Annotated in this window: 18 protein-coding genes and 1 other annotated feature; of the genes, 14 read left to right on the top strand and 4 right to left on the bottom strand. The window is 41.0% G+C overall.

Features of this window, described 5'->3' with window-relative positions; genetic code table 11:
• Positions 1–21: 21 nt before the first annotated feature.
• Positions 22–1,281: a tyrosine--tRNA ligase gene (gene tyrS, locus V5M37_RS23170; protein WP_423799319.1), complete on the bottom strand. Its 1,260-nt coding sequence runs from the start codon at positions 1,279–1,281 to the stop codon at positions 22–24.
• Between the two features lie 43 nt (positions 1,282–1,324).
• Positions 1,325–1,538: a binding site (T-box leader), on the bottom strand.
• Between the two features lie 146 nt (positions 1,539–1,684).
• Between tyrS and V5M37_RS23165 the strand changes: the two genes are divergently transcribed.
• Positions 1,685–4,432, top strand: a complete 2,748-nt coding sequence (locus tag V5M37_RS23165) for a transglycosylase domain-containing protein (protein ID WP_423799318.1) — start codon at positions 1,685–1,687, stop codon at positions 4,430–4,432.
• Positions 4,433–4,558: 126 nt separating this feature from the next.
• Here the strand turns inward: V5M37_RS23165 and rpsD are convergent, their stop codons facing one another.
• Positions 4,559–5,161: a 30S ribosomal protein S4 gene (gene rpsD, locus V5M37_RS23160; RefSeq protein WP_423802675.1), complete on the bottom strand. Its 603-nt coding sequence runs from the start codon at positions 5,159–5,161 to the stop codon at positions 4,559–4,561.
• A 350-nt stretch (positions 5,162–5,511) separates the two neighbouring features.
• Between rpsD and megL the strand changes: the two genes are divergently transcribed.
• On the top strand, positions 5,512–6,690 hold the full coding sequence (gene megL / locus V5M37_RS23155) for a methionine gamma-lyase (protein WP_423802674.1): 1,179 nt from the start codon (positions 5,512–5,514) through the stop codon (positions 6,688–6,690).
• A gap of 1,031 nt (positions 6,691–7,721) precedes the next feature.
• Here the strand turns inward: megL and V5M37_RS23150 are convergent.
• Positions 7,722–8,201 carry a GAF domain-containing protein gene (locus tag V5M37_RS23150; RefSeq protein WP_423799317.1) on the bottom strand — a complete coding sequence of 160 codons (480 nt, stop codon included), beginning with the start codon at positions 8,199–8,201 and terminating at the stop codon, positions 7,722–7,724.
• A 153-nt stretch (positions 8,202–8,354) separates the two neighbouring features.
• On the opposite strand from V5M37_RS23150, the gene refZ reads away from it, so the two are divergent.
• The 7 genes from refZ (at position 8,355) to rarD (ending at position 16,554) form a co-directional block, all read left to right on the top strand.
• On the top strand, positions 8,355–8,987 hold the full coding sequence (refZ, locus tag V5M37_RS23145) for a forespore capture DNA-binding protein RefZ (RefSeq protein ID WP_213144594.1): 633 nt from the start codon (positions 8,355–8,357) through the stop codon (positions 8,985–8,987).
• Positions 8,988–9,235: 248 nt separating this feature from the next.
• The gene (gene ezrA / locus V5M37_RS23140) at positions 9,236–10,924 is read left to right on the top strand and encodes a septation ring formation regulator EzrA (RefSeq protein WP_423799316.1); all 1,689 of its coding nucleotides are present in this window, start codon (positions 9,236–9,238) and stop codon (positions 10,922–10,924) included.
• 178 nt (positions 10,925–11,102) lie between these two features.
• A complete protein-coding gene (locus tag V5M37_RS23135) occupies positions 11,103–12,248 on the top strand; it encodes a cysteine desulfurase family protein (RefSeq protein ID WP_423799315.1) in 1,146 nt (381 codons plus the stop codon).
• Positions 12,245–13,453, top strand: coding sequence for a tRNA uracil 4-sulfurtransferase ThiI (thiI, locus tag V5M37_RS23130; RefSeq protein WP_423799314.1), 1,209 nt, complete (start codon positions 12,245–12,247; stop codon positions 13,451–13,453). The genes V5M37_RS23135 and thiI overlap by 4 nt, the downstream gene beginning before the upstream one ends.
• A 97-nt stretch (positions 13,454–13,550) precedes the next feature.
• Positions 13,551–13,754: a small, acid-soluble spore protein, alpha/beta type gene (locus tag V5M37_RS23125; protein ID WP_423799313.1), complete on the top strand. Its 204-nt coding sequence runs from the start codon at positions 13,551–13,553 to the stop codon at positions 13,752–13,754.
• 137 nt (positions 13,755–13,891) lie between these two features.
• Positions 13,892–15,478 (top strand): acyl-CoA synthetase MbcS, encoded by a 1,587-nt coding sequence (mbcS, locus tag V5M37_RS23120; protein WP_423799312.1) that lies wholly within the window; start codon positions 13,892–13,894, stop codon positions 15,476–15,478.
• Positions 15,479–15,624: 146 nt separating this feature from the next.
• Positions 15,625–16,554: an EamA family transporter RarD gene (gene rarD / locus V5M37_RS23115; protein WP_423799311.1), complete on the top strand. Its 930-nt coding sequence runs from the start codon at positions 15,625–15,627 to the stop codon at positions 16,552–16,554.
• 556 nt (positions 16,555–17,110) lie between these two features.
• Here the strand turns inward: rarD and V5M37_RS23110 are convergent.
• Positions 17,111–17,911, bottom strand: coding sequence for an NAD kinase (locus tag V5M37_RS23110; RefSeq protein ID WP_423799310.1), 801 nt, complete (start codon positions 17,909–17,911; stop codon positions 17,111–17,113).
• A gap of 156 nt (positions 17,912–18,067) precedes the next feature.
• Here V5M37_RS23110 and sppA point away from each other — a divergent pair, with 156 nt between their 5' ends.
• The 5 genes from sppA to tpx all read left to right on the top strand — a co-directional run bounded on the left by sppA (position 18,068) and on the right by tpx (position 21,485).
• The gene (gene sppA / locus V5M37_RS23105) at positions 18,068–19,078 is read left to right on the top strand and encodes a signal peptide peptidase SppA (RefSeq protein ID WP_423799309.1); all 1,011 of its coding nucleotides are present in this window, start codon (positions 18,068–18,070) and stop codon (positions 19,076–19,078) included.
• A gap of 11 nt (positions 19,079–19,089) precedes the next feature.
• Positions 19,090–19,527, top strand: coding sequence for an RDD family protein (locus V5M37_RS23100; RefSeq protein WP_423799308.1), 438 nt, complete (start codon positions 19,090–19,092; stop codon positions 19,525–19,527).
• A gap of 70 nt (positions 19,528–19,597) precedes the next feature.
• On the top strand, positions 19,598–20,293 hold the full coding sequence (locus V5M37_RS23095; protein WP_423799307.1) for a DUF2953 domain-containing protein: 696 nt from the start codon (positions 19,598–19,600) through the stop codon (positions 20,291–20,293).
• Positions 20,294–20,310: 17 nt separating this feature from the next.
• On the top strand, positions 20,311–20,790 hold the full coding sequence (ytfJ, locus tag V5M37_RS23090; protein ID WP_213144604.1) for a GerW family sporulation protein: 480 nt from the start codon (positions 20,311–20,313) through the stop codon (positions 20,788–20,790).
• 194 nt (positions 20,791–20,984) lie between these two features.
• Positions 20,985–21,485, top strand: a complete 501-nt coding sequence (gene tpx, locus V5M37_RS23085) for a thiol peroxidase (protein WP_423802673.1) — start codon at positions 20,985–20,987, stop codon at positions 21,483–21,485.
• The last annotated feature ends 6 nt before the right edge of the window (positions 21,486–21,491 follow it).

The following is a 21,491-nucleotide window of genomic DNA, read 5'->3' as shown; positions in this document are numbered from 1 at the left end:
CCCAAAGCCCCTTTATACCAATTAATATTTAATTAACGTATATTTCTTTTTCCCTCTTCGGACAATCGTAAACTGGCCTTCAATTTTGTCAGTTTCCTGAAGAGTATAAGAGGTATCAGTTACCTTTTCTCCATTAATGGCAATGGCACCATTTGAAATATCTTCACGAGCCTGGCGCTTGGAAGGAGAGATCTTTGCCGCTACTAATAGCTCAACCAAATTATTTTCCTCTTCATTTTGCAGCGCGTAAGACGGTACATCTTTAAAGCCCTGCTTGATTTCGGCAGCCGATAAACTGCGAACGTCTCCGCTAAATAGTGCTTCGGAAATCTTGATGGCCTGCTTTAGTGCATCCTCTCCGTGAATCAGACGTGTCATCTCTTCCGCCAGTGCCTTTTGGCCTTTACGGAGATGCGGCTCTTCTTGGACACAGACTTCCAATTGTTCAATTTCCTCACGAGAAAGGTAGGTAAACAGCTTCAAGTATTTCACCACATCGGCATCGGCTGTGTTAATCCAGAACTGGTAGAACTCGTAAGGAGTGGTTTTTTCCGGGTCGAGCCAGATAGCGCCGCCTTCTGATTTTCCAAACTTGGTACCGTCGGATTTGGTTACAAGCGGAATCGTCAGCCCAAAGGCTTTCGTCTCTTCGTTATGCATTTTCCGAATTAACTCAAGACCTGAGGTAATGTTCCCCCACTGGTCACTGCCGCCAACCTGTAATTTGCAGTTATAATGATCATATAAATGGTTGAAATCCATCGCCTGTAAAATCGTGTAGGTGAACTCGGTAAACGAGATCCCTGTTTCAAGCCTAGAGGCAATCGTATCCTTTGCCAACAAGTAGTTGACACCGATATGCTTGCCGATATCACGCAGGAAGGCAATGACACTCATGGGCTCGGTCCAGTCGTAGTTGTTGACCATAACTGCGCCATTTTCTCCTTCAAACTCAAAAATGGCCGCTAATTGCTTTTTAATGCCTTCAACGTTTTTCTGAACCGCTTCGATTGTTTGCAGCTTTCGTTCTTCGCTTTTACCGCTCGGGTCGCCAATCAGCCCAGTTGCGCCTCCGACCAATACAAGCGGACGATGTCCATGCTGCTGGAATCTTCTTAGTGTTAAGAACGGCACCAAATGGCCGATATGAAGACTGTCAGCGGTTGGGTCTGTTCCGCAATAGAGGGAAATTTTTTCGTTATCTAAAAGATTTTGCAACCCTTCTTCATCTGTTTGCTGATAAATAATGCCCCGCCATTTCAAATCCTCTAATAAGTTCATTACTCAAAACCTCCAATAAAAAATAAAAACGCCCCTGCAATTATGCAGGGACGTAAAATATACGCGGTACCACCCAGCTTGAGGAAATTCCTCCAACTTGAAAAAGTAACGGTTTAAACCGTTCTCCGCTACTGTTTCTTCACAGAGAAAGCTCCAGGATGTAATTCACTCTTCTATATGTGGCAGCTTTCACCGGCCGCTGCCTCTCTATTTACAGGGATAGAAGAACTACAATTGATTCCCTTCAAAGCCTTAAATTATAAAAAAATGCTTATTGATTTTTTAACATATATTAAAGATAAAGTCAAACGGTAAAATGGAAATTTCAGAAAAATGTAGAAGCTTGTCAAATTTTATACCACCGATATGCTATAATGGATGTGATTTTATTAGAGGTGATGCTATGAAAGAAAAGTGGCAAATATGGAAGGAAAAAGCTGATTCCCTCCTTAATTTTATTACTCATAAAAAAACCGTCAAAGGTGCCAGGATTACGTATCAGGTTTTCTGGAACCTGTTTCTGCTTTTATTAACGGTTGTAATCCTTGGAGGGGCTTTTGCAACAGGTGTTGGCGCCGGTTATTTTGCCTCGCTCGTCAAGGATGAGCCCGTGCGTTCATACGAAGGTATGAAAAAAGATATTTACAACTATACGGAAACATCGGACTTATATTTTGCTGATAATGTTTATCTGGGAAAACTACGGTCTGACCTGGTCCGTGATGAGGTCAAATTGAATCAGGTCTCTGATAACGTAATCAATGCTGTAATCGCTACGGAGGACGAATATTTTTACGAGCACAAAGGGGTCGTCCCAAAGGCCGTTTTTCGAGCCCTTTTTCAGGAAGTGACCAATTCTCCTATCCAATCGGGCGGAAGCACGCTGACACAGCAATTAATTAAAAACCAAATTCTAACCAATGAGGTTTCCTTCCAAAGAAAAGCAAATGAAATTTTGCTGGCCCTTCGTTTGGAGAAATTTTTCGATAAAAAGGAAATTCTAGAAGCGTACTTAAATGTGGCGACTCTCGGCAGAAATTCATCAGGGCAGAACATCGCCGGTGTCCAGGCTGCAGCAAAAGGGATCTTTGGAAAAAATGCTAGTGAGCTTACATTGCCGGAGGCTGCATTTATTGCCGGACTGCCGCAAAGTCCGTTTGGTTATACCCCATTTACCCGAGAAGGCACAGTGAAGAACAATCTGGAGCCGGGCATAACAAGAATGAAAACAGTTTTAAAAAGAATGTACGATGGCGGATACATTAATGAAAAGCAATACGCAGAAGCATCTGCCTATGACATTACAAAGGATTTTACTCCGTCAGTACCAAATCCGCTTGATAACTATCCTTGGCTGACATTTGAAATTGAGAAACGGGCCATTGATGTTCTGACAACGGGATTGGCTAAGAAAGATGGCCATACAGAAAAAGATTTAAAACAAGATGAAAACCTTTATTACAAGTATAAGACGATGGCCAGCCATGACCTTCGGCAAAATGGCTATCAAATTCATACAACTATTAACAAAGATATATATGATGCCATGCAGGTGGTAAAAGATAACTACAAATATTACGGACCAGATAAACCGGAGGAAAAAGAAGACCCGGAAACCGGTGAAAAGAAAACCGTAATGGAACCTGTTGAGGTCGGTGCAGAACTGATTGAAAATAGTACCGGCAAAATCATCAGCTTTGTTGGCGGCAGAGATTATAATAAACAGCAGCTCAATCACGCTACCAGTGCAGTCCGCCAGAACGGTTCGACGATGAAGCCGCTGCTCGTCTACGGGCCGGCTATTGAACTCGGAAAAGCGGCACCGGGAACCCCGCTGCCGGATGTCGAACTGAGACTGGATAAAAGCAAAAGTACACCATGGCCTCATAACTACGACAAAAGATATAGCGGGCTAGTATCAGCACGGTATGCTTTGGCCAAATCCTATAACGTGCCGGCTGTAAAGCTATACTCTGAAATCGTGGACCAGCGTCCAGCACAGTATCTGGAAAAGATGGGCTTTACCTCGCTAACAAAAGGGGACTACACGAATCTCGCTACCTCTATCGGGTCCTTGGATAACGGCGTAACTGTTGAAGAAAATACAAATGCTTTTAGTACCTTTGCCAATAGCGGGAAATTTATCGATGCTTACCTGATCGATAAAATTGTCGACAAGGACGGTAAAATTATCTATCAGCATGAAGTAAAACCTGTTGATGTCTTTAAACCGCAGACTGCATTCTTGACCATAGATATGATGCGGGATGTAATAAATATGGGTACAGCAGCAGGGGTAAAGAGCAAACTGAATTTCAGTGCTGATTGGGCAGGCAAAACCGGTACTGGTAACAATTATTTTGATTCGTGGTTTGTTGCCTTCAACCCGAATGTAACACTTGGAATTTGGACTGGATATGATACGCAGAAATCTTTAAAAACCAGCGGAATGTCTTACAGTCAACGGACCAATAATCTTTGGGCTGAACTGATGAATGCTGCTTATAAAATTAAACCGGATTTAGTTGCTCCAAAAGAAAGCTTTCAAATGCCTGAAGGGATTGTTAAAACGTCGTATTGTGCCGTTTCTGGCCTGCTTCCGTCAGCGGCCTGTTCAAAGGCAGGTTTGGTTGAAAGTGATTATTTCAATGCGAAAGATGTTCCTACGAAAGTTGATGATAGTTTAATCGAAGGAAATTATGTAACGATCGGAGATAGTAAATATCTGGCTCTTGATTCCACACCAAAAGAGTTTACCCAGTATGGAACAATCTTAAACCCAGACTTTATCAACAGAATGGTAGGCAATGACTTTAAAAATATCAGCCAGCTTATTCCAAACAGGGGCAGATGGGACAATGTGCTTGTCTCAAGTGCTAAAATGGCCGATAACGGCAAGAAACCGGACAGTGTCACCTTGACCGCATCCGGCAATACCCTCACATGGAGCGCACCGGCAGACAATGATATCGTCGGCTACCGTGTCTATCAGGGTGGATTTTTTGGAGCGAAGATCGCAAGCATCAACAGCGGTTCCTCACTATCCTATAATGTTGGAAACGGAAGCTTCTATGTAACGGCAGTTGATATTGCAGGTAATGAATCCGCACCTTCAAATGTAGTGGAAGTAGGAGTTTTAACTCAACAATAACATTTAATGGGGGTCTCAAAATTAGATTTTGGGACTCCTGTTTTTTATTTCCAAATGCATTTTCAAAAAACAATAAAAAAAGCCCCAGAATAGAAATTCTGGGGCTTTACAAATGCTAAATACAAATTAACGAGAGTAGAACTCGACGATAAGAGTTTCGTTAATTTCAGCAGGTAATTCAGAACGCTCTGGTAAGCGAGTGAAAGTACCTTCTAATTTGTCAGCATCGAAAGTTAAATAATCAGGAACGAAGTTAGTTGCTTCGATTGCTTCTTTGATTACATCAAGGTTGCGAGATTTTTCACGAACGCTGATAGTTTGGCCAGCAGCAACGCGGTATGATGGGATATCAACGCGAGCGCCATCAACTAAGATGTGGCCATGGTTAACTAATTGACGAGCCGCACGGCGAGTGCGTGCAAGACCTAAACGATAAACTACGTTATCAAGACGAGACTCAAGAAGAACCATGAAGTTTTCGCCATGAACGCCGCCTAATTTGCCAGCTCTGTCGAATAGGTTGCGGAATTGACGCTCATTAACACCGTACATATGACGAAGCTTTTGCTTCTCTTGTAACTGCAATCCATATTCAGAAAGCTTTTTGCGTTGGTTTGGACCATGTTGTCCAGGAGCGTAAGGACGCTTTTCTAATTCTTTACCTGTGCCGCTTAGAGAGATTCCAAGACGACGGGATAATTTCCAGCTTGGGCCGGTATATCGAGCCATGAATGACTCCTCCTTTAAGTTTTTATTTTGGTAAAATAAAAACCGTAACGAAACATCGATAACAGCCATTTTGTTTTCATGCACCATCGCCCTAGCAGCTAAGGGTTACGCGATGCACCTTCGCAAGAAGCTCTCGCGAGGAACAAAATGGAACAGCTAAAATCGTTTCATAGGCTGCAATATTTTACACAAAGAGTATTATATAATTTTTATTCGTGGTAAGTCAAGCTAATTTTTATTATAACACTGAAGTCATTCAAATAAGGTGATTTTAACAGACCAATCTTATTATACATATACTACAGAGAATTGAAAACGGTTTCAGTCAGGAGGGGACTTGCATTTTGGAAATGAAGAAAGCCCGTTTTGAAACGGAAGTGATTCATGCCGGTTATTGTCCCGAGCAACACCAAGGAAGCTTAGTGCCACCGTTGTATCAAACGTCTACCTTTACATTTGCCGATGCGGAACAAGGAGAAAAGCGGTTTGCCGGTGTGGAAGAGGGTTATGTTTATTCGAGGTTGGGGAATCCGACGGTAAAAGTTCTTGAGGAAAGGATTGCTGCGCTCGAAGGCGGGGAGGCCGGATTGGCCTTTTCTTCAGGAATGGCAGCTGTCAGCGCGGTGTTACTGGCGTTAACAAAGTCCGGCAGTCATATTCTTTGCTCCAAAGGGTTGTATGGCTGCACATTTGGTTTACTGCAATTGATGAAGGAGAAATTTGACATTGATCATCATTTTTCCGAAATGGATTCGGCGGGAACCTTAGAATCCGAGATTCGCCCCAATACTTCCTGCATCTATATCGAAACCCCGATTAACCCGACTATGAAGCTCGTCGACCTGGAATTGGTGGCAGCGGTCGCAAAAGAGAAGGGGATTCCAGTGGTTGTTGATAATACCTTTAGTTCCCCCTATATCCAAACGCCGCTCACCCACGGCTGTGATATCGTCATTCATAGTGCAACAAAATATATATGCGGCCACGGTGACGTTATTGCTGGTTTAGTGGTCGGGAAACAGGAGTTTATTAAGCAGGTTTCCAAGACTGTTCATAAGGACTTTGGCGGAATCATGTCACCGTTTGATGCCTGGCTTCTGCTAAGAGGCATCAAAACCCTGCCAGTTCGAATGGACCGTCATTCTGAAAATGCCCTAAAGCTATTCGAATTTTTGAAAGGTCATCCAAAAGTAAAGGATATATATTTTCCTGGTGACCCGGAACATCCTGATTATTCCATAATGAAAAAGCAGATGAAACAAGCCGGCGGGCTGCTTTCCTTTTCACTTCATGGGACAAAGGAAACAGCGCAGCATTTTATGAATCAATTGGAACTAATTAAAATTGCGGTAAGTTTGGGAGACACGGAAACATTGATCCAGCATCCGGCGACAATGACTCACGCGGTCGTACCAGAAGAAGAACGGCTAAAAATGGGGATTGACAATACATTACTTCGGCTTTCCGTCGGTCTTGAAGCTTGGGAGGACTTAAAAGAGGATTTGGAACAAGCGCTTGATAAAATATAAAACTCGCCAATTTGGCGAGTCATTTTAGAGAAAGGGTATTTTTCTCGGTAATTTATTATTTTGTTCAACCTAAATTACCCAACTTTTATTGTTTATCCCTGCTAATGGGCCTGTGATTTCCGCTCCGGGTACTCGCTTTCCGCGGGGAGGCTCCCGGAACCTCTATCCCTCAGGAGTAGAGTGCCCTCCGCTCCAATCAATAGGTAGGCAAATCAACCTAATTATTGAAACAACATCTTCCAACCTTACTAAGTGTGTTGTAATCTTTTTTGCTCCTATCCGACTGGTCTGTTGATTTTTTTATGGTTGGGGAGCATAGAAAAGCTATGCGACCGTACCGCTGATTATTTCAAAAGTTGGGGGTCATAGGAAGGCTATATGCGACCGTACCGCTGATCATTTCAAAAGTTGGGGCTCATAGGAAGTCTATATGCGACCGAACCGCTGATTTTTCAAAGGGTTGGGGCTCATAGGAAGGCTATATGCGACCGAACCGCTGATTTTTCAAAGGGTTGGGGCTCGTAGGAAGGCTATATGCGACCGAACCGCTGATTATTTCAAAAGTTGGGGCTCATAGGAAGGCTATATGCGACCGAACCACTGATTTTTCAAAGGGTTAGGGCTCAAAGAAAGGCTATATGCGACCGTACCGCTGATCATTTCAAAAGTTGGGGCTCATAGGAAGGCTATATGCGACCGTACCACTGATTTTTTCAAAAGTTTGGGAGCATAGAAAAGCTATACGCAACCGTACCACTGATTTTTTCAATTGTTAGGTCGCATACAATAAAAGAACCTTAGTATAAAACACCTGTTGATTGGCGCGGAAGGCACGAAGACTCCTGTGGGAGTACGGGTCAGGGGAGACCCCGCAGGAGCGCAGCGACGAGGCTCCCCGGCACGCCCACGGAAAGCGAAGTGCCTGGAGTGCTAATCAACAGACTTGTTGAAAAGCCTTGAATTAACGCAGTGGTTTGTTAAAGAAAATGAGTATAATAAAAGGCTGTCGATAGTTTCTCGACAGCCTTTTATTATAAATGATCATTCAGTATGGCAACGAATTCCTCAAGCTTTTCTTGGTCCAACTCATCAAAACGGTTTTTTTCCGGCGAATCAATATCTAGGACACCTATAACCTGATCACCTTTTACAAGTGGAATGACAATCTCTGACTGGGAGGCAGCATCACAGGCGATATGGCCCGGGAATTGATGCACGTCTGCGACCCGAAGCGTCTCTGCTTTCTGGACTGCTGTCCCGCATACACCTTTTCCAACCGGAATACGGACGCAGGCAGGCAGACCTTGAAATGGTCCAAGGACTAGCTCCCCGTCCTCCATCAAATAAAAGCCGACCCAATTAATCCGGTCTAAAAATTGGTTCAACAAGGAGGAAGCATTGCTCAAATTGGCAATTTGATTTTTTTCATCGTGGATGAGGGCATGCAATTGCTTCTTTACTAATTCATAATTTTCTTCACGAGTCCCTTTGTACATTTCGACGTTAAACATCCTTTTTCCCCCTACTTTTTAAAGTTTTATAGTCTATTTTAGCAGATTGAAAAGAAAAAGAGCAGACTTTGTCGATTTTTTCATAGAGGAATCCTTATCAAGAAAAAGAACAATTATATTAGGGGATTTTGTGTTCGAAAAGGGGGAAAAGGGATGAAGAAAAGTTCAAAGGATTCGGTCGTTGCAGCTGCTATTTTGTTGTTCAATTCCAAAGGCTACTCAGGTACGTCGATAAGGGATATCGCTGATGCCGCGAAAGTAAATACGGCCACCATTGCTTACTACTTTGGCAACAAAGAGGGGCTTTTGGAATATTGTTTTACCTATTTTTTTGAACAGTACATCAATAAAATGGAAGCGGCCTTTGCAACCATTGAAAAAGGGGCAGCAATTTGTCTGAAGCGTGTGGTAGCGGATTTGCTCCATTATCAATGGGAAAACATTCAGCTTGCCAGCTTTGTGTACAGGGAAATGTCAATTGATTCGCAAATGGTAAGAGAAATCATGGCCACCTATTCCTTGAAGGAAAAGTACTATTTTCAAAAGATATTTGAAAGAGGCTTTGAGTGGAATGAATTTCGGCCGCATTCGATTCCTTATTTAATTATCCAGCTAAAGGGTCTTTTAATGATGCCGTTTATGAATACTCATTACATGAGAGAAGTGCTGTATGTTTTCCCAAATGAAAAGTTTTTCGAGCAAAAATATTTAAAGGACCTTTATCAATGGATTGACAAAACTCTTTGTTCCGATGTTCAAATAAAAAAAGAAGCGATTATAAAGTAGAGTCCAGGATTTGAATCAAAGCCCTCAGCTGAAAAGCTCCCTCAAAATGATTTAAAAAAAGGTAAAGCACTAGCTGTCATGATGAATTTATACAGCAGAGTGCTTTTTTTGATTTTCTTTTACAAAAAAATTGAAATTACTAGTCAAAAATTGTCGTATACATGGTATCATTAAGGCATCGAATTTAATCATTAACGGATTTTTTAAATAGATGAGAATGACAGCTGTTCGGAACAGGAGGCTTGCAAGTGAAATATATAATAGGGTTATTCATCCTTATCCTTGCGATATTTGTATTAGGGTATCTAATAAAGAAAAAGCATTTTAAAGAAATGGACCATCTCGAGGCCTGGAAAATTGATTTGTTTAATAGACCAATCCCTGATGAAATGGCTAAAGTAAAACAGCTTAATATGACCGGACAAACAGAGGAGCTTTTTGAGCGCTGGCGGAATGAATGGGACGATATTGTGACTGTCAAGCTGCCGGATTTGGAAGAATTGCTGTTTGATGCAGAGGAATACATAGACCGCTATAGATTCAAAAAAGCAAAAGAGGCCCAAAGCAAAATCACGGAAAAATTACAAGAAACTGAAAATCAAGTTAATAAAATTATCGAAGAGCTTCATGAACTGGTCGGCAGCGAGGAAAAAAACCGTGTAGAAATTGAGGAATTGAAGGAACTGTATCGAGAGACAAAGAAAACCTTGCTCGCGCATCGCCATAGCTTTGGCAATTCCGAGAAACATCTGGAAGCGGCGCTTACTGAGGTCATGGGGAAATTTCATGAATTCGATGAAAAAACAGAGCAAGGAAATTACTTGGAGGCACGTGAAGTCGTACTATTCATTCACGATAAACTAACTGGTATAAAGAATAATATGGATTTAATTCCGCAACTTTTAATTGAATGTCAGTCGCTGATTCCAAACCAGTTGGCCGAGGTAAGGTCTGGTTTACGGGAAATGATGGAACAGGGGTACTATTTAGAACATGTCCATGTGGAAACAGAAATAGAGCGTCTCGAGGAAAAAATCAGAGAAAATTTAGCTTTAGTTGAAAAAAGCGAAGTTGATCAGGCTCAGGATGGAAATAAAGAAATAAAACAGCGGGTGGATATTCTTTTGGACCTTTTAGAAAAAGAGGTACATGCCAAGCATTTTGTAAAGAAAAATGAACAGGCAACCAGCAGTCTGCTTGCTGAGGCGGAAGAAGTGAATAAATATCTCGCATCGGAAGTCCTTCATGTACAGGCTACCTACCAATTGGCTGATCAGGATTTGGAAACACTGAACAATTTGGAAAGAGAGCTTGAGGCTGTTTACAAACGCTATGAAATATTATCAGAGAAAATAAAGCAAAACCAAACAGCTCAGTCCATCATGGGTGAAGAGTTAAATGAAATAAAAGAACACTTAGACCTCATACGTGAGGAGCAGCAAACCTTTGCTTTTAAACTTCAAGCCCTTAGGAAGGACGAACTGGAAGCAAGAGATAAAGTCCAAGAATTGGCTAAAAAGGTTGGAGAAACCTTCCGCCTTGTTCAAAAACAAAATGTTCCAGGACTGCCTGAAGAATATCGGTATTTATTGGAGGATACGAACGAGAGCATCCAAAATGTCAGATACCAGCTCGAGGAAAAGCCTCTTAATATAGCGGCACTAAATCAGTATTTAGAGATTGCTGTTCTATCAGTTGATAAATTGGTAAATTCTACTTTGGAATTGATAGAAAATGTTACGCTTGCCGAGAAGGCGATCCAATACGGGAATCGATACCGGAGTCAGTATCCTTCTGTTGCAAATGGATTAAGGAATGCAGAAGAGGCTTTTCGCCGTTATGATTATCAAGAGGCATTAGAGCAGGCTGCTGCTACGATCGAGGGGATTGACCCGGACGCATTGAAAAAAATAAAGACACCTGTAACTATTGATTAGGAAAAACCGATTGTCATATCGGTTTTTTTTCTTTGGCTAATAAGAAAGTATAATTCAACTACGCTTCTGTCTTCATTCTATTGGACTCGCCAATCAGCAATTTTTTATTTGCTTTTTCAAGATAATAATTTATGGTAAGATTTATTTTGGCAGAGGTGTTAAAGGAAGGTTGTAAACCATGATTTATTTTGATAATAGTGCAACAACTAAACCATATAAGGAAGTATTGAACTCATTTCTAACTGTTTCGAGTGAATATTTTGGGAATCCCTCTTCATTGCACAGTTTCGGGGGACAGGCAGAAAAGCTTCTTTCCCAGGCAAGAGAACAAACAGCCAAGCTCATTGGGGTTAAAACGAATGAATTATATTTTACCTCGGGTGGTACAGAGAGCAATAACCTTGCCATTAAAGGGGCAGCTTTAGGTAACCGAAACAGGGGGCGCCACCTGATTACATCAAGTGTGGAGCATCCATCTGTTCTAACTGTAATGGAGCAGCTTGAGCAGGAAGGCTTTGAAATAACCCGCCTCCCTGTTGATAAGGATGGGCGTGTATCTGCTGACGATGTAAAAAGCTCGATTAGAAAAGATACTATTTTGGTTTCTATCATGAAGGTCAATAATGAGGTTGGTACAATTCAGCCCATTAACGAAATAGGGGACATGTTAAAAAGCTACCCATCCGTTATATTCCACGTTGATGCGGTTCAGGGAATTGGCAAGGTTCCTATAAACATATATGAAAGCAGGATAGATTTATTATCCATATCGGCTCATAAAATCCATGGATTAAAGGGGACAGGTGCCCTTTTTGTTCGTGAGGGAGTCAGGATAGCACCGCTTTTTTCCGGAGGAAATCAGGAACGGAAAATCCGCAGTGGTACGGAAAATGTTGCCGGTGCAGTTGCAATGGCCAAAGCACTCAGGATGACACTGGATAAAAGTGCTGAAGTAATGGAGAGCATGATTAAGCTTAAAAACCTGTTAAGAAATAAGTTAAATGAAATGGAACAGATTCAAATCAATACTCCGATAGAAAACTCAGCACCGCATATTTTAAATTTTTCTTTAAAAGGGATCAAATCAGAAGTGTTCATTCATGCACTTGAGCAGAAAAACATTTTTGTATCGACCACGAGTGCATGCTCTTCAAAAAAGAAGGCCCCTAGCAATACTTTGCTTCAAATGGGAGTGCCTGAAGACCTTGCTGAAAGTGCAATAAGAATCAGCCTTTCCTTTGACAATACAGAAGAAGAAGCAAGGAAGGCGATCTTAGCGATAGAGGAAACAGTAAAACATTTAGGAAGGGTAATGAATAAATGAATTATGACCGTATATTAATCCGCTACGGGGAAATATCTACAAAGGGAAGAAATCGCAATAAGTTTGTTGATAAACTTAGAAAAAGTGTGAGAATTGCCCTTACCCCGTTTCCAAATATCAAAATGGAAGCTAGCCGCGATCGGATGTATGTCCTATTAAATGGGGAAAACGGGATAGAAATCATCAAAAAATTAAAGAATATATTTGGGATTCAGTCCTTCAGCCCGGCCATAAAGGTCGAGAGGGAAATGGAGTCCATTAAAGAAGTGTCTTTAACATTAGTAAAGTCTCTCTATAAAGAGGGGAAAACCTTTAAGGTAACAGCTAAAAGATCAGATAAAACCTTTGATCTGAATACAGATGAAATTAATAATGCTATAGGCGGCCATTTATTAACAAACATACCCGGGATTAAGGTGGATGTTCGAAATCCCGATATTAATTTACGGGTAGAGGTACGTAAAGAGGCCGTTTATTTGTCCTGCGAAACGATAAAAGGAGCGGGTGGACTTCCTTCAGAATCAAGCGGTAAAGCCATGTTGATGCTTTCCGGAGGAATTGACAGCCCGGTAGCGGGATATATGGCAATGAAGCGTGGCCTGGAAATTGAAGCAGTTCATTTTTTCAGTCCGCCATTTACTAGTGAACGTGCGAAAGAAAAAGTTATTGACCTTTCAAAAAAACTGGCCGAGATGGCAGGCGGCTCATTAAAGCTTCATATTGTGCCATTTACCGATGTTCAGCAGGCCATCCGCGAACAGGTGCCTGAAAATTATACGATGACTTCAACAAGAAGAATGATGCTCCGCATTACGGATGAAATCCGCATAAAACAAGAGGGGTTGGCCATTGTTACCGGCGAAAGCCTTGGCCAGGTTGCCAGCCAAACACTTGAGAGCATGTATGCGATTAATGAAGTGACAAATACACCGATTTTACGTCCCTTGATTTCAATGGACAAAACGGATATTATTAAAATCGCGAGTGAAATTGATACACTTGAAATTTCCAATCGGCCGTATGAAGATTGCTGCACTATTTTTGTGCCAGCATCACCGAAAACAAAGCCAAAAAGAGAAAAAGTGAATCAATACGAAAGTTATTTCGATTTTGACCCATTAATTCAAGAGGCTGTACAGGAAGTTGAAACGCTTTTAATAAAACCTGACAGTGAGACTCATTCGGAATTCAGTGAATTATTTTAAACGTATTTAAGTATATTTTGTGAACATTTACCAATTCTAATTTTGCATGAAGCTTTAGTGTTCTACACATTCTATACTCACAAGGAGGTGAGTATAGATGGCTAACAACAACTCTAACCAATTACTAGTAAATGGTGCTCAGCAAGCTCTTGATGCAATGAAATATGAAATTGCTCAAGAATTTGGCGTGAACCTTGGTGCAGACACTACTTCACGCGCTAACGGATCTGTTGGTGGTGAAATCACTAAACGTCTAGTAGCTATGGCTGAATCACAATTAGGCGGCGGATTTGCTCGTTAATTAAAAAAGAATATGATGGCTACAGAGAGCGGGATTTTTTCTCGCTCTCTCTTTTTATTTTTCAGAAAAGGGCGTATAATTAGGACTAGGTAATAACATCAAATATAATACATTGTTACCAAGTGGAGGGGATATTAATGAAGCGGGAAGATTTAATTGCACCGGAAAAATACAATCTTGTTGCCGAGGTTGAGCAGTTTGCGAAGGACCCACACAAATTAGCCCTTAAATGGGAAAATGAATCAGGTGAAACAAAAGAAATTACATATGAAAATTTAATGAAGCAAGTAAATCAAGCCTGCAATGTCTTTGCCCAGAATGGGTTACAAAAAGGTGATGTAGTTCTTGTCATAGTCCCGCGGCTGATTGAGGCATACGTTGTCTATCTGGCTGCATTAAAAGCAGGTATGGTTGTAATCCCAAGCTCGGAAATGCTAAGGGAGAAGGACCTTCAGTACCGTATTACCCATGGTGATGTAAAAGCACTCATTAGCTATTATCCATATGTCGACCAATTTAAAGACATTGCAGAAGTACAAAAACTAGTCAAGTTCACAATCGGGGTCGACCTGGAGGGGTGGAAACGATTGGATGCTGAAATGAAAGTAGCATCAGATGTATTTCTTCTTGCGGAAACCAACCGTGATGACATGGCTTTCTTATCCTATACATCGGGTACAACAGGCAACCCTAAAGGGGTTGTTCACACGCATGGATGGGCTTTTGCGCACTTACGGACAGCAGCAGCCAAGTGGCTTTGCATTGAAGAAAGCGATACGGTTTGGGCGACTGCCGGCCCTGGGTGGCAAAAGTGGATTTGGAGTCCGTTCCTGTCGGTATTAGGGTCAGGGGCAACAGGATTCGTTTACAACGGCAAATTTGAGCCGCAAAAATATTTAAGCCTTCTTCAGAAATATGACGTCAATGTATTATGCTGTACACCAACCGAATATCGTTTAATGGCGAAAGTCGATAATTTAGCAGACTATCAGCTGCCAAATCTTCATAGTGCTGTATCGGCTGGCGAACCACTAAATCGTGAGGTTATTGATACATTCCGTAAATATTTCCAATTGGATGTTCGAGATGGCTATGGTCAAACAGAAAATACATTGCTTGTTGGAGTTACAAAAGGTATGGAGTTGAAACCAGGTTCCATGGGCAAACCAACGCCTGGCAATCGCGTTGAAATCATTAATGAAGAAGGTCAAGTTTGCGGCGTTGGTGAAGTAGGCGATATTGCTGTACACGTCGAAACCCCTGCCCTGTTTAAAAACTACTATAAAGATCCTGAAAGAACAGCCATGCAATTCCGCGGTGATTATTATGTCACCGGAGATAAAGCGAAAATGGATGAAGACGGCTATTTCTGGTTTGAAGGACGAGGCGATGATATCATTATCAGCTCCGGCTATACGATTGGACCATTCGAAGTGGAGGATGCCCTTGTTAAGCACCCGTTTGTCAAAGAATGTGCGGTTGTGGCAAGTCCAGATGAAGTCCGTGGAAATATCGTTAAAGCCTTTGTTGTTCTAACAGAGAATGTGAACCAAGCTGACCCTGAATTGACGAAAACCCTTCAGGAGCATGTCAAAACGCTGACAGCGCCATATAAGTATCCAAGAAAAATAGAGTATATCCCAGAACTACCAAAGACCACTTCTGGAAAAATACGAAGAATCGAGCTGCGTCAAAAGGAATTGGAATCAGCCAAAAATCTATAAAATGTTTTTTTTAAGGCACACGGTAAACCGCGTGCCTTTAAGAATAGAATGAAAAATTTGTCAGGCAGAAAAATCCCCAATCATTGCTGTTTCAAGTTATAATAAGGAGTATTTCGAGAATAGAAAGAATTGGGGATGCGGAATTAATGAATAAGAATGAAACGCAGCAAGGGGTTATTTATGCCGCTGTTTCCTATTTGCTTTGGGGATTGCTGCCAATATATTGGAAACTTTTAGGGGATGTGCAAGCGGAAGAAATCCTTGCCAGCCGTGTTGTTTGGTCGTTTGTTTTAATGCTTTTTATACTTATTTTCACGAGGAAAATGGGACTATTTACAGAGACTTTAAGAGGCTTCGCAAAAAATAAAAAACAAATGTACGCATTAATATTGGCGTCCTTATTAATAAGTGTAAACTGGTTTACTTACATTTGGGCGGTCAATAATGGCCATATGATTGAAACAAGCCTCGGATATTATATAAATCCACTGGTCAGTATTTTATTGGGAATGATTGTCCTGAAAGAAAAGCTATCATTTTATCAATATATTTCCTTTGGGCTGGCAGCCATTGGCGTATTAATCATCAGCATCTCTCATGGCACATTCCCGTGGGTTGCCATTGTTTTGGCGCTGACGTTTGGATTATACGGGCTTGTAAAAAAGCTTGTTAACGTTGAATCATCTGTCGGACTGACTTTAGAGACACTAGTGGTTACACCGCTTGCAGTTATTTATTTAGGATATTTGTTTATCAACGGGTCCATGGCGTTTTTGCATAAAGGAATTGGCACGGATTTGCTCTTAATAGGGGCAGGTGTCGCAACTGCAGTACCTCTTTTATATTTTGCAAAGGGCGCGCAAAAAATTCCATTATCATTACTTGGCTTTTTGCAATATATTGCACCGACACTCACCTTACTTTTAGGGATTTTTGTATATAATGAACATTTTTCAAAAGTGCAATTGCTATCCTTCATCTTCATTTGGTCAGCATTAACCATCTACTCCCTATCCAAAACAAAGCTTTTGCCGGGAAAACAGTTTAAATGGAGAAAAGAAAAAAGAGCAATATAATAAAAGGCTGTCGAGAAACTATCGACAGCTTTTTATTATACTCATTTTCGATAAACAGCGTTAATTCGTTATTATATTATTAATATAAGAATTTTCAACAAGTCTGTTGATTGGCGCTCCAGGCACTTCGCTTTCCGCGGGCGTGCCGGGGAGCCTCCTCATCGCTTCGCTCCTGCGGGGTCTCCCCTGCCCCGTACTCCCGCAGGAGTCTTCGTGCCTTCCGCGCCAATCAACAGGTGTATTCAATTTAGTCCTTCAACTCTAATTATATAAATGGTGAAATTAATGTTTAAGCTTAGTTTATTGGGTATTTTTTGGTATTCGGTCTAGAGTGAAAAATAAAAATGAACATTGTCTATCGTTGGTTTTTAAGTTTAAAATTTCATGAACCAGAGTGTAGCACACTTATCAAGGATGGAAAATATGTGTTGAATACTTAAGTTGATTTGCCTCCCTGTTGATTGAAGCGGAGGGCACTCGGCTCCAGGACCTCCCCGCGGAAAGCGAGTGCCCGGAGCGGAAATCAACAGGCCCTTTAGCAGGGACAATCAAAAAATTATAAAAACGTCCTTTTTACCTTTTCAAAGAAGGAGTTGTCCTTTAATTTCAGCGTTTTTAATTTTTTATCACTTAACTGAATTTTGATTTTATCAACATGGCGAATGCTAAGTGCTTCATTATCCATCCCCATGGTCGGGTAATCATTTTCCTCTGAAACAACTTTAAGTGTAAGCGCCCTTTCTCCGCTCAAAATAAACGATGCGCCAAGTGTCCGGTAATTGTTGTTGTTAATTGAAGCAACCTCGCTTACCTGCATGCAGGAGAGAAGCGGATCAACGACCGCACCCCGCACTGACTTATTATAGGCGGTGCTTCCCGTTGGTGTCGCAACAATCAGCCCATCCCCACGGAAGGTTTCGAAATGCACATCATCCACAAAAACATCAATGACAAGAGTTTTAATAATGGACGAGCGGATGCTGAATTCGTTGAGACACGTAAAAGTTCCTTTCCCATCTACAGAAACGTCGATAAGCGGGTAGCGGCGGACCTCCAACTGTTCTTTCAGCATGGCATTAATCATATTTGAGGTTTCGCCAATACGAAAATCACAATACATATTTAAATTGTTTTTTGTGGATATCCCCATATATAGGCAATCTTCCCGAAAACCGGTTTTTCTGACGGCCTGAAGAAAAGCCCCGTCATCCCCGATACTAGCAATGATATTTGCTTTATGATAATCATCGACAATCGTAAAACCATAGCGTTCAGTGGCTTCAAAAAGAGGGGCGGCTTTAATGAGGGTATCGTTATCGTGTTTATAATCATAGTAAATCATTTGCCTTTCTGGCATATATTAGACCTCCTGGAAAAAATTAAAGTATTATAGTCCTGTTAAAATCCAAATTTTGATAAAATAATAGTAATCTCAAATTAGTTTAGCATTTTTTTGAAACAATATGAGAACAGCTAGGGAAATTTAACAGAATCGTTAAAAAGGGGGATATTTATGAGTGGTAAACGCTGGGCCGCACTTGGAATTGCTGCGGCATTATTTATTTTTTCAATTCTAATTAACTTTTTATCAGCATTTGCTTTTAAAGGTATCAAAACAGACTTTAGTGAATTGATGGCCGCAGGGGAAGAACCCTTTACGGAAGAAGTTGTGGATGATGGAAGCGAATTAAAAAAAATAGTCATCCTCGATGTAGATGGGGTCATTCAGGACACAGGAGAAACGGGCTCGCTCTTGCAAAGCTCTGGCTATAATCATCAGGGCTTTATGAAAAAACTGAACCATATTAAAGAGGATGATTCCGTCAAGGGGGTCATTATCAGGGTTAACTCCCCAGGTGGCGGAGTCGTTGAAAGTGCGGAAATTCATGATAAGCTAAAGGAAATTCAGAAAGAAACGAAAAAGCCGGTATATATTTCAATGGGCTCCATGGCGGCTTCAGGAGGCTATTATATTTCAACCGCTGCTAAGAAGATCTATGCGAGTCCTGAGACTTTGACAGGGAGCCTTGGGGTAATCATGGAAGGAATCAATTATAAGGGGCTAGCAGATAAATACGGCGTTGATTTTGTCACGATAAAGAGCGGTAAGTATAAGGATATTATGAGTCCGACAAGAGAAATGACCGAGGAAGAGCGGCAAATCCTACAAAAGATGATTGATAACTCTTATGAAGGATTTGTTAAAGTCATTTCAGATGGCAGGGGGATGACAATCGACCAGGTTAAACAGATTGCTGATGGCCGTGTTTACGACGGACATCAGGCGAAGGAATTGAAGCTGATTGATGGGTTTGGATACCTAGATGATGTTATTTCGGAAATGAAGAAAAATGAAAAGCTAAAAGGTGCAAAAGTAGTCCGTTATACGGATGACCTTGGCTTTGCCTCCATGTTTCAATTTCAAGCACAAAAATGGCTAGGCGACAGTGCGGAAATGGCCGGTTTGATGAAAATCCTTTCCAAACCAAATTCACCGCGTCTCATGTATTTATATGCGGAATAGGGGGAAAGCAGATGGACACGAATGAAGTAAGGCCTGTTCGATACGCAGGTTTTTGGATGCGCTTTTGGGCATTTTTGCTCGACTTGATCGTTGTAGGCAGCATAGAGCGAATATTAATTAATCCTCTTTTCCCCTTATTGGATATATCTTTATCTGAATTTAATATGTTTTCACCTGTTTCTATCTCATCAGCCGTGATCTTTTACTTATATTTTGTATTGATGACCAAGTTTTTTAACCAAACGCTCGGAAAAATGGTATTTGGACTAAAAGTCATAAACCTTGATCAGGAAAGGCTTACATGGGGAACAGTTTTGTTTAGGGAATGGATTGGCCGCTTTATTTCTGCCACGATCGTTATCGGCTATATAATCGTCGCCTTTTTACCTAAAAAACAAGGTTTGCATGACCTTTTTACTGATACGACCGTTATTCATACTGAATCATAATACAGCCTGCCGATTCAATTCGGCAGGTTTATTTTTTTTTCTATGGGAAATAATAGCACGTTGAAAGGTTGTGAAAACTTTGATCTGGCTGTTGGCATCCCTGATAATTCTTTTGCTCTTATTTATTCTCATCCTTTTCACTAAACTAACGATTCTGCTGACTTATTTCCATCACAATGATAATGATGATTTAAAGGTAGAGTTTAGGATCTGGTTTGGACTTATTAGGTATAAGAAAAGCATCCCATTAATCAAGGTAGATGAAGATTCTCCGAGCATTGTTGTTAAAAGCAGCACAGAAACAGGAAAGGCCGAAAGTTCCAAACCGAATTTGACCCAAATTACAAATAAAGACGTGAAGTCCTACTGGAAACGTACCCAGGATCTCTTAAAAAAAGTAAATGGACTCCAAATTATCATCAGGAAATTTTTACGAAAAATAAGTATTAAAGAATTTGAATGGCAGACTTTGATTGGTATAGGTGATGCAGCACATACAGCTATTTTGACAGGAGCTCTTTGGACGTTGAAAGGATCGGTTATCGGGGTTCTCAGTCAATATTTAAACCTAAAAACAACGCCAAAATTAAGCATAACTCCCCAGTTTCAAGGAAGCGTAGTCCAAACTTATTTTCAATGTATTTTTCAGTTTCGAATCGGGTATGCTATTTTGGCAGGATTAAAACTGATTAAATTTTGGAAGGGGGGGAAACCGCCTTTCAAAAACAAATCTAATTTTTCAAATGATAGAACCAATTCAATTTGAAAGAGGAGGAGACTGCTATGTCTGATCATCCAATTCAAGGTTTAATGACGACAGCGATGGAAAGCTTAAAGGAAATGATTGATGTAAACACCATCATCGGAGATCCTGTGGAAACTCCGGATGGAAGTGTCATCCTGACTGTTTCCAGGGTAGGCTTTGGATTTGCAGCGGGAGGCAGCGAGTTCAAAATGGATACATCACAAGGCCAAGGACAAGGCGGTCAAGGGGGCCAAAGCCAGGGCGGGATAAAGCTTCCATTTGGCGGCGGTAGTGGTGCCGGTGTATCGATTACCCCAATTGCCTTTTTAATTGTCAATTCACAAGGGGTTAAGATGCTTCATTTAGACGAAAGCACACACTTATATGAGAAAATCCTAGAGCTTGCCCCTCAGGCAGTTGACAAGATTCAGCAGATGTTTGCGAAAAAAGATGAAGCAAAACAGCAGAGCAGCCCGCAATATCAAAACAACCAGGCAAAACATGATTTTGATATATAAGTTGAAAGGTTAATCTTCCAAACCACTTTAGGAAGGTTAACTTTTTTCATGATGGAGGGTTTAAAAATGTGTTCTTTCTAAAAGTCTTAATAATTGCAAAAATAGTATTGAAAGGATATATTTACTCTGTACATATTCCAAGTGAGCAGGTTTTAGTGCCTGATTTACTTGAACTGACAAAGGAGGATGTAAAGATGGCAAATGTTACATTTAAGGGAAATCCGGTTACTCTATTAGGCAATGAGGTAAAAGTAGGAGACAAAGCTCCTAATTTCACAGTACTTGCCAATGACTTATCAGAAGTTACTTTAGACAACACCAAGGGGCAGGTTCGTTTAATTACTTCCGTTCCATCATTGGATACTGGGGTTTGTGATGCAGAAACACGCCGCTTTAACGAAGAAGCAAACAGTTTAGGTAATGTTAAAATTTTAACTGTAAGCGTGGACCTTCCATTTGCTCAAAAACGCTGGTGTGCAGCAGCTGGCATCGAAAATGTCCAAACCTTATCTGATCACCGTGACCTTTCTTTTGGAGAAGCTTACGGAGTAGCAATCGAAAGCTTAAGATTATTAACTCGTGCTGTATTTGTGGTAGATTCAAGCGATACAGTAACATATGTTGAGTATGTAAGCGAAGCTACGAATCATCCAGATTACGAAGCGGCTCTTGAAGCAGCAAAAAGCGCTAAGTAATAATTA

The organism is Neobacillus sp. SAB-20_R2A (assembly GCF_049568635.1).
GTDB lineage: Bacteria > Bacillota > Bacilli > Bacillales > Cytobacillaceae > Neobacillus > Neobacillus citreus.
The sequence above is the reverse complement of the archived record's forward strand: the minus strand, read 5'-3'. Positions and strand labels throughout refer to the sequence as shown.

Bases quoted from the DNA above. Each gene is read 5' to 3' on its own strand.
- tyrS (WP_423799319.1), bottom strand. From the start codon at position 1,281: ATGAACTTATTAGAGGATTTGAAATGGCGGGGCATTATTTATCAGCAA.
- V5M37_RS23165 (WP_423799318.1), top strand. From the start codon at position 1,685: ATGAAAGAAAAGTGGCAAATATGGAAGGAAAAAGCTGATTCCCTCCTT.
- rpsD (WP_423802675.1), bottom strand. From the start codon at position 5,161: ATGGCTCGATATACCGGCCCAAGCTGGAAATTATCCCGTCGTCTTGGA.
- megL (WP_423802674.1), top strand. From the start codon at position 5,512: ATGAAGAAAGCCCGTTTTGAAACGGAAGTGATTCATGCCGGTTATTGT.
- V5M37_RS23150 (WP_423799317.1), bottom strand. From the start codon at position 8,201: ATGTTTAACGTCGAAATGTACAAAGGGACTCGTGAAGAAAATTATGAA.
- refZ (WP_213144594.1), top strand. From the start codon at position 8,355: ATGAAGAAAAGTTCAAAGGATTCGGTCGTTGCAGCTGCTATTTTGTTG.
- V5M37_RS23135 (WP_423799315.1), top strand. From the start codon at position 11,103: ATGATTTATTTTGATAATAGTGCAACAACTAAACCATATAAGGAAGTA.
- thiI (WP_423799314.1), top strand. From the start codon at position 12,245: ATGAATTATGACCGTATATTAATCCGCTACGGGGAAATATCTACAAAG.
- V5M37_RS23125 (WP_423799313.1), top strand. From the start codon at position 13,551: ATGGCTAACAACAACTCTAACCAATTACTAGTAAATGGTGCTCAGCAA.
- mbcS (WP_423799312.1), top strand. From the start codon at position 13,892: ATGAAGCGGGAAGATTTAATTGCACCGGAAAAATACAATCTTGTTGCC.
- rarD (WP_423799311.1), top strand. From the start codon at position 15,625: ATGAATAAGAATGAAACGCAGCAAGGGGTTATTTATGCCGCTGTTTCC.
- V5M37_RS23110 (WP_423799310.1), bottom strand. From the start codon at position 17,911: ATGCCAGAAAGGCAAATGATTTACTATGATTATAAACACGATAACGAT.
- sppA (WP_423799309.1), top strand. From the start codon at position 18,068: ATGAGTGGTAAACGCTGGGCCGCACTTGGAATTGCTGCGGCATTATTT.
- V5M37_RS23100 (WP_423799308.1), top strand. From the start codon at position 19,090: ATGGACACGAATGAAGTAAGGCCTGTTCGATACGCAGGTTTTTGGATG.
- ytfJ (WP_213144604.1), top strand. From the start codon at position 20,311: ATGTCTGATCATCCAATTCAAGGTTTAATGACGACAGCGATGGAAAGC.
- tpx (WP_423802673.1), top strand. From the start codon at position 20,985: ATGGCAAATGTTACATTTAAGGGAAATCCGGTTACTCTATTAGGCAAT.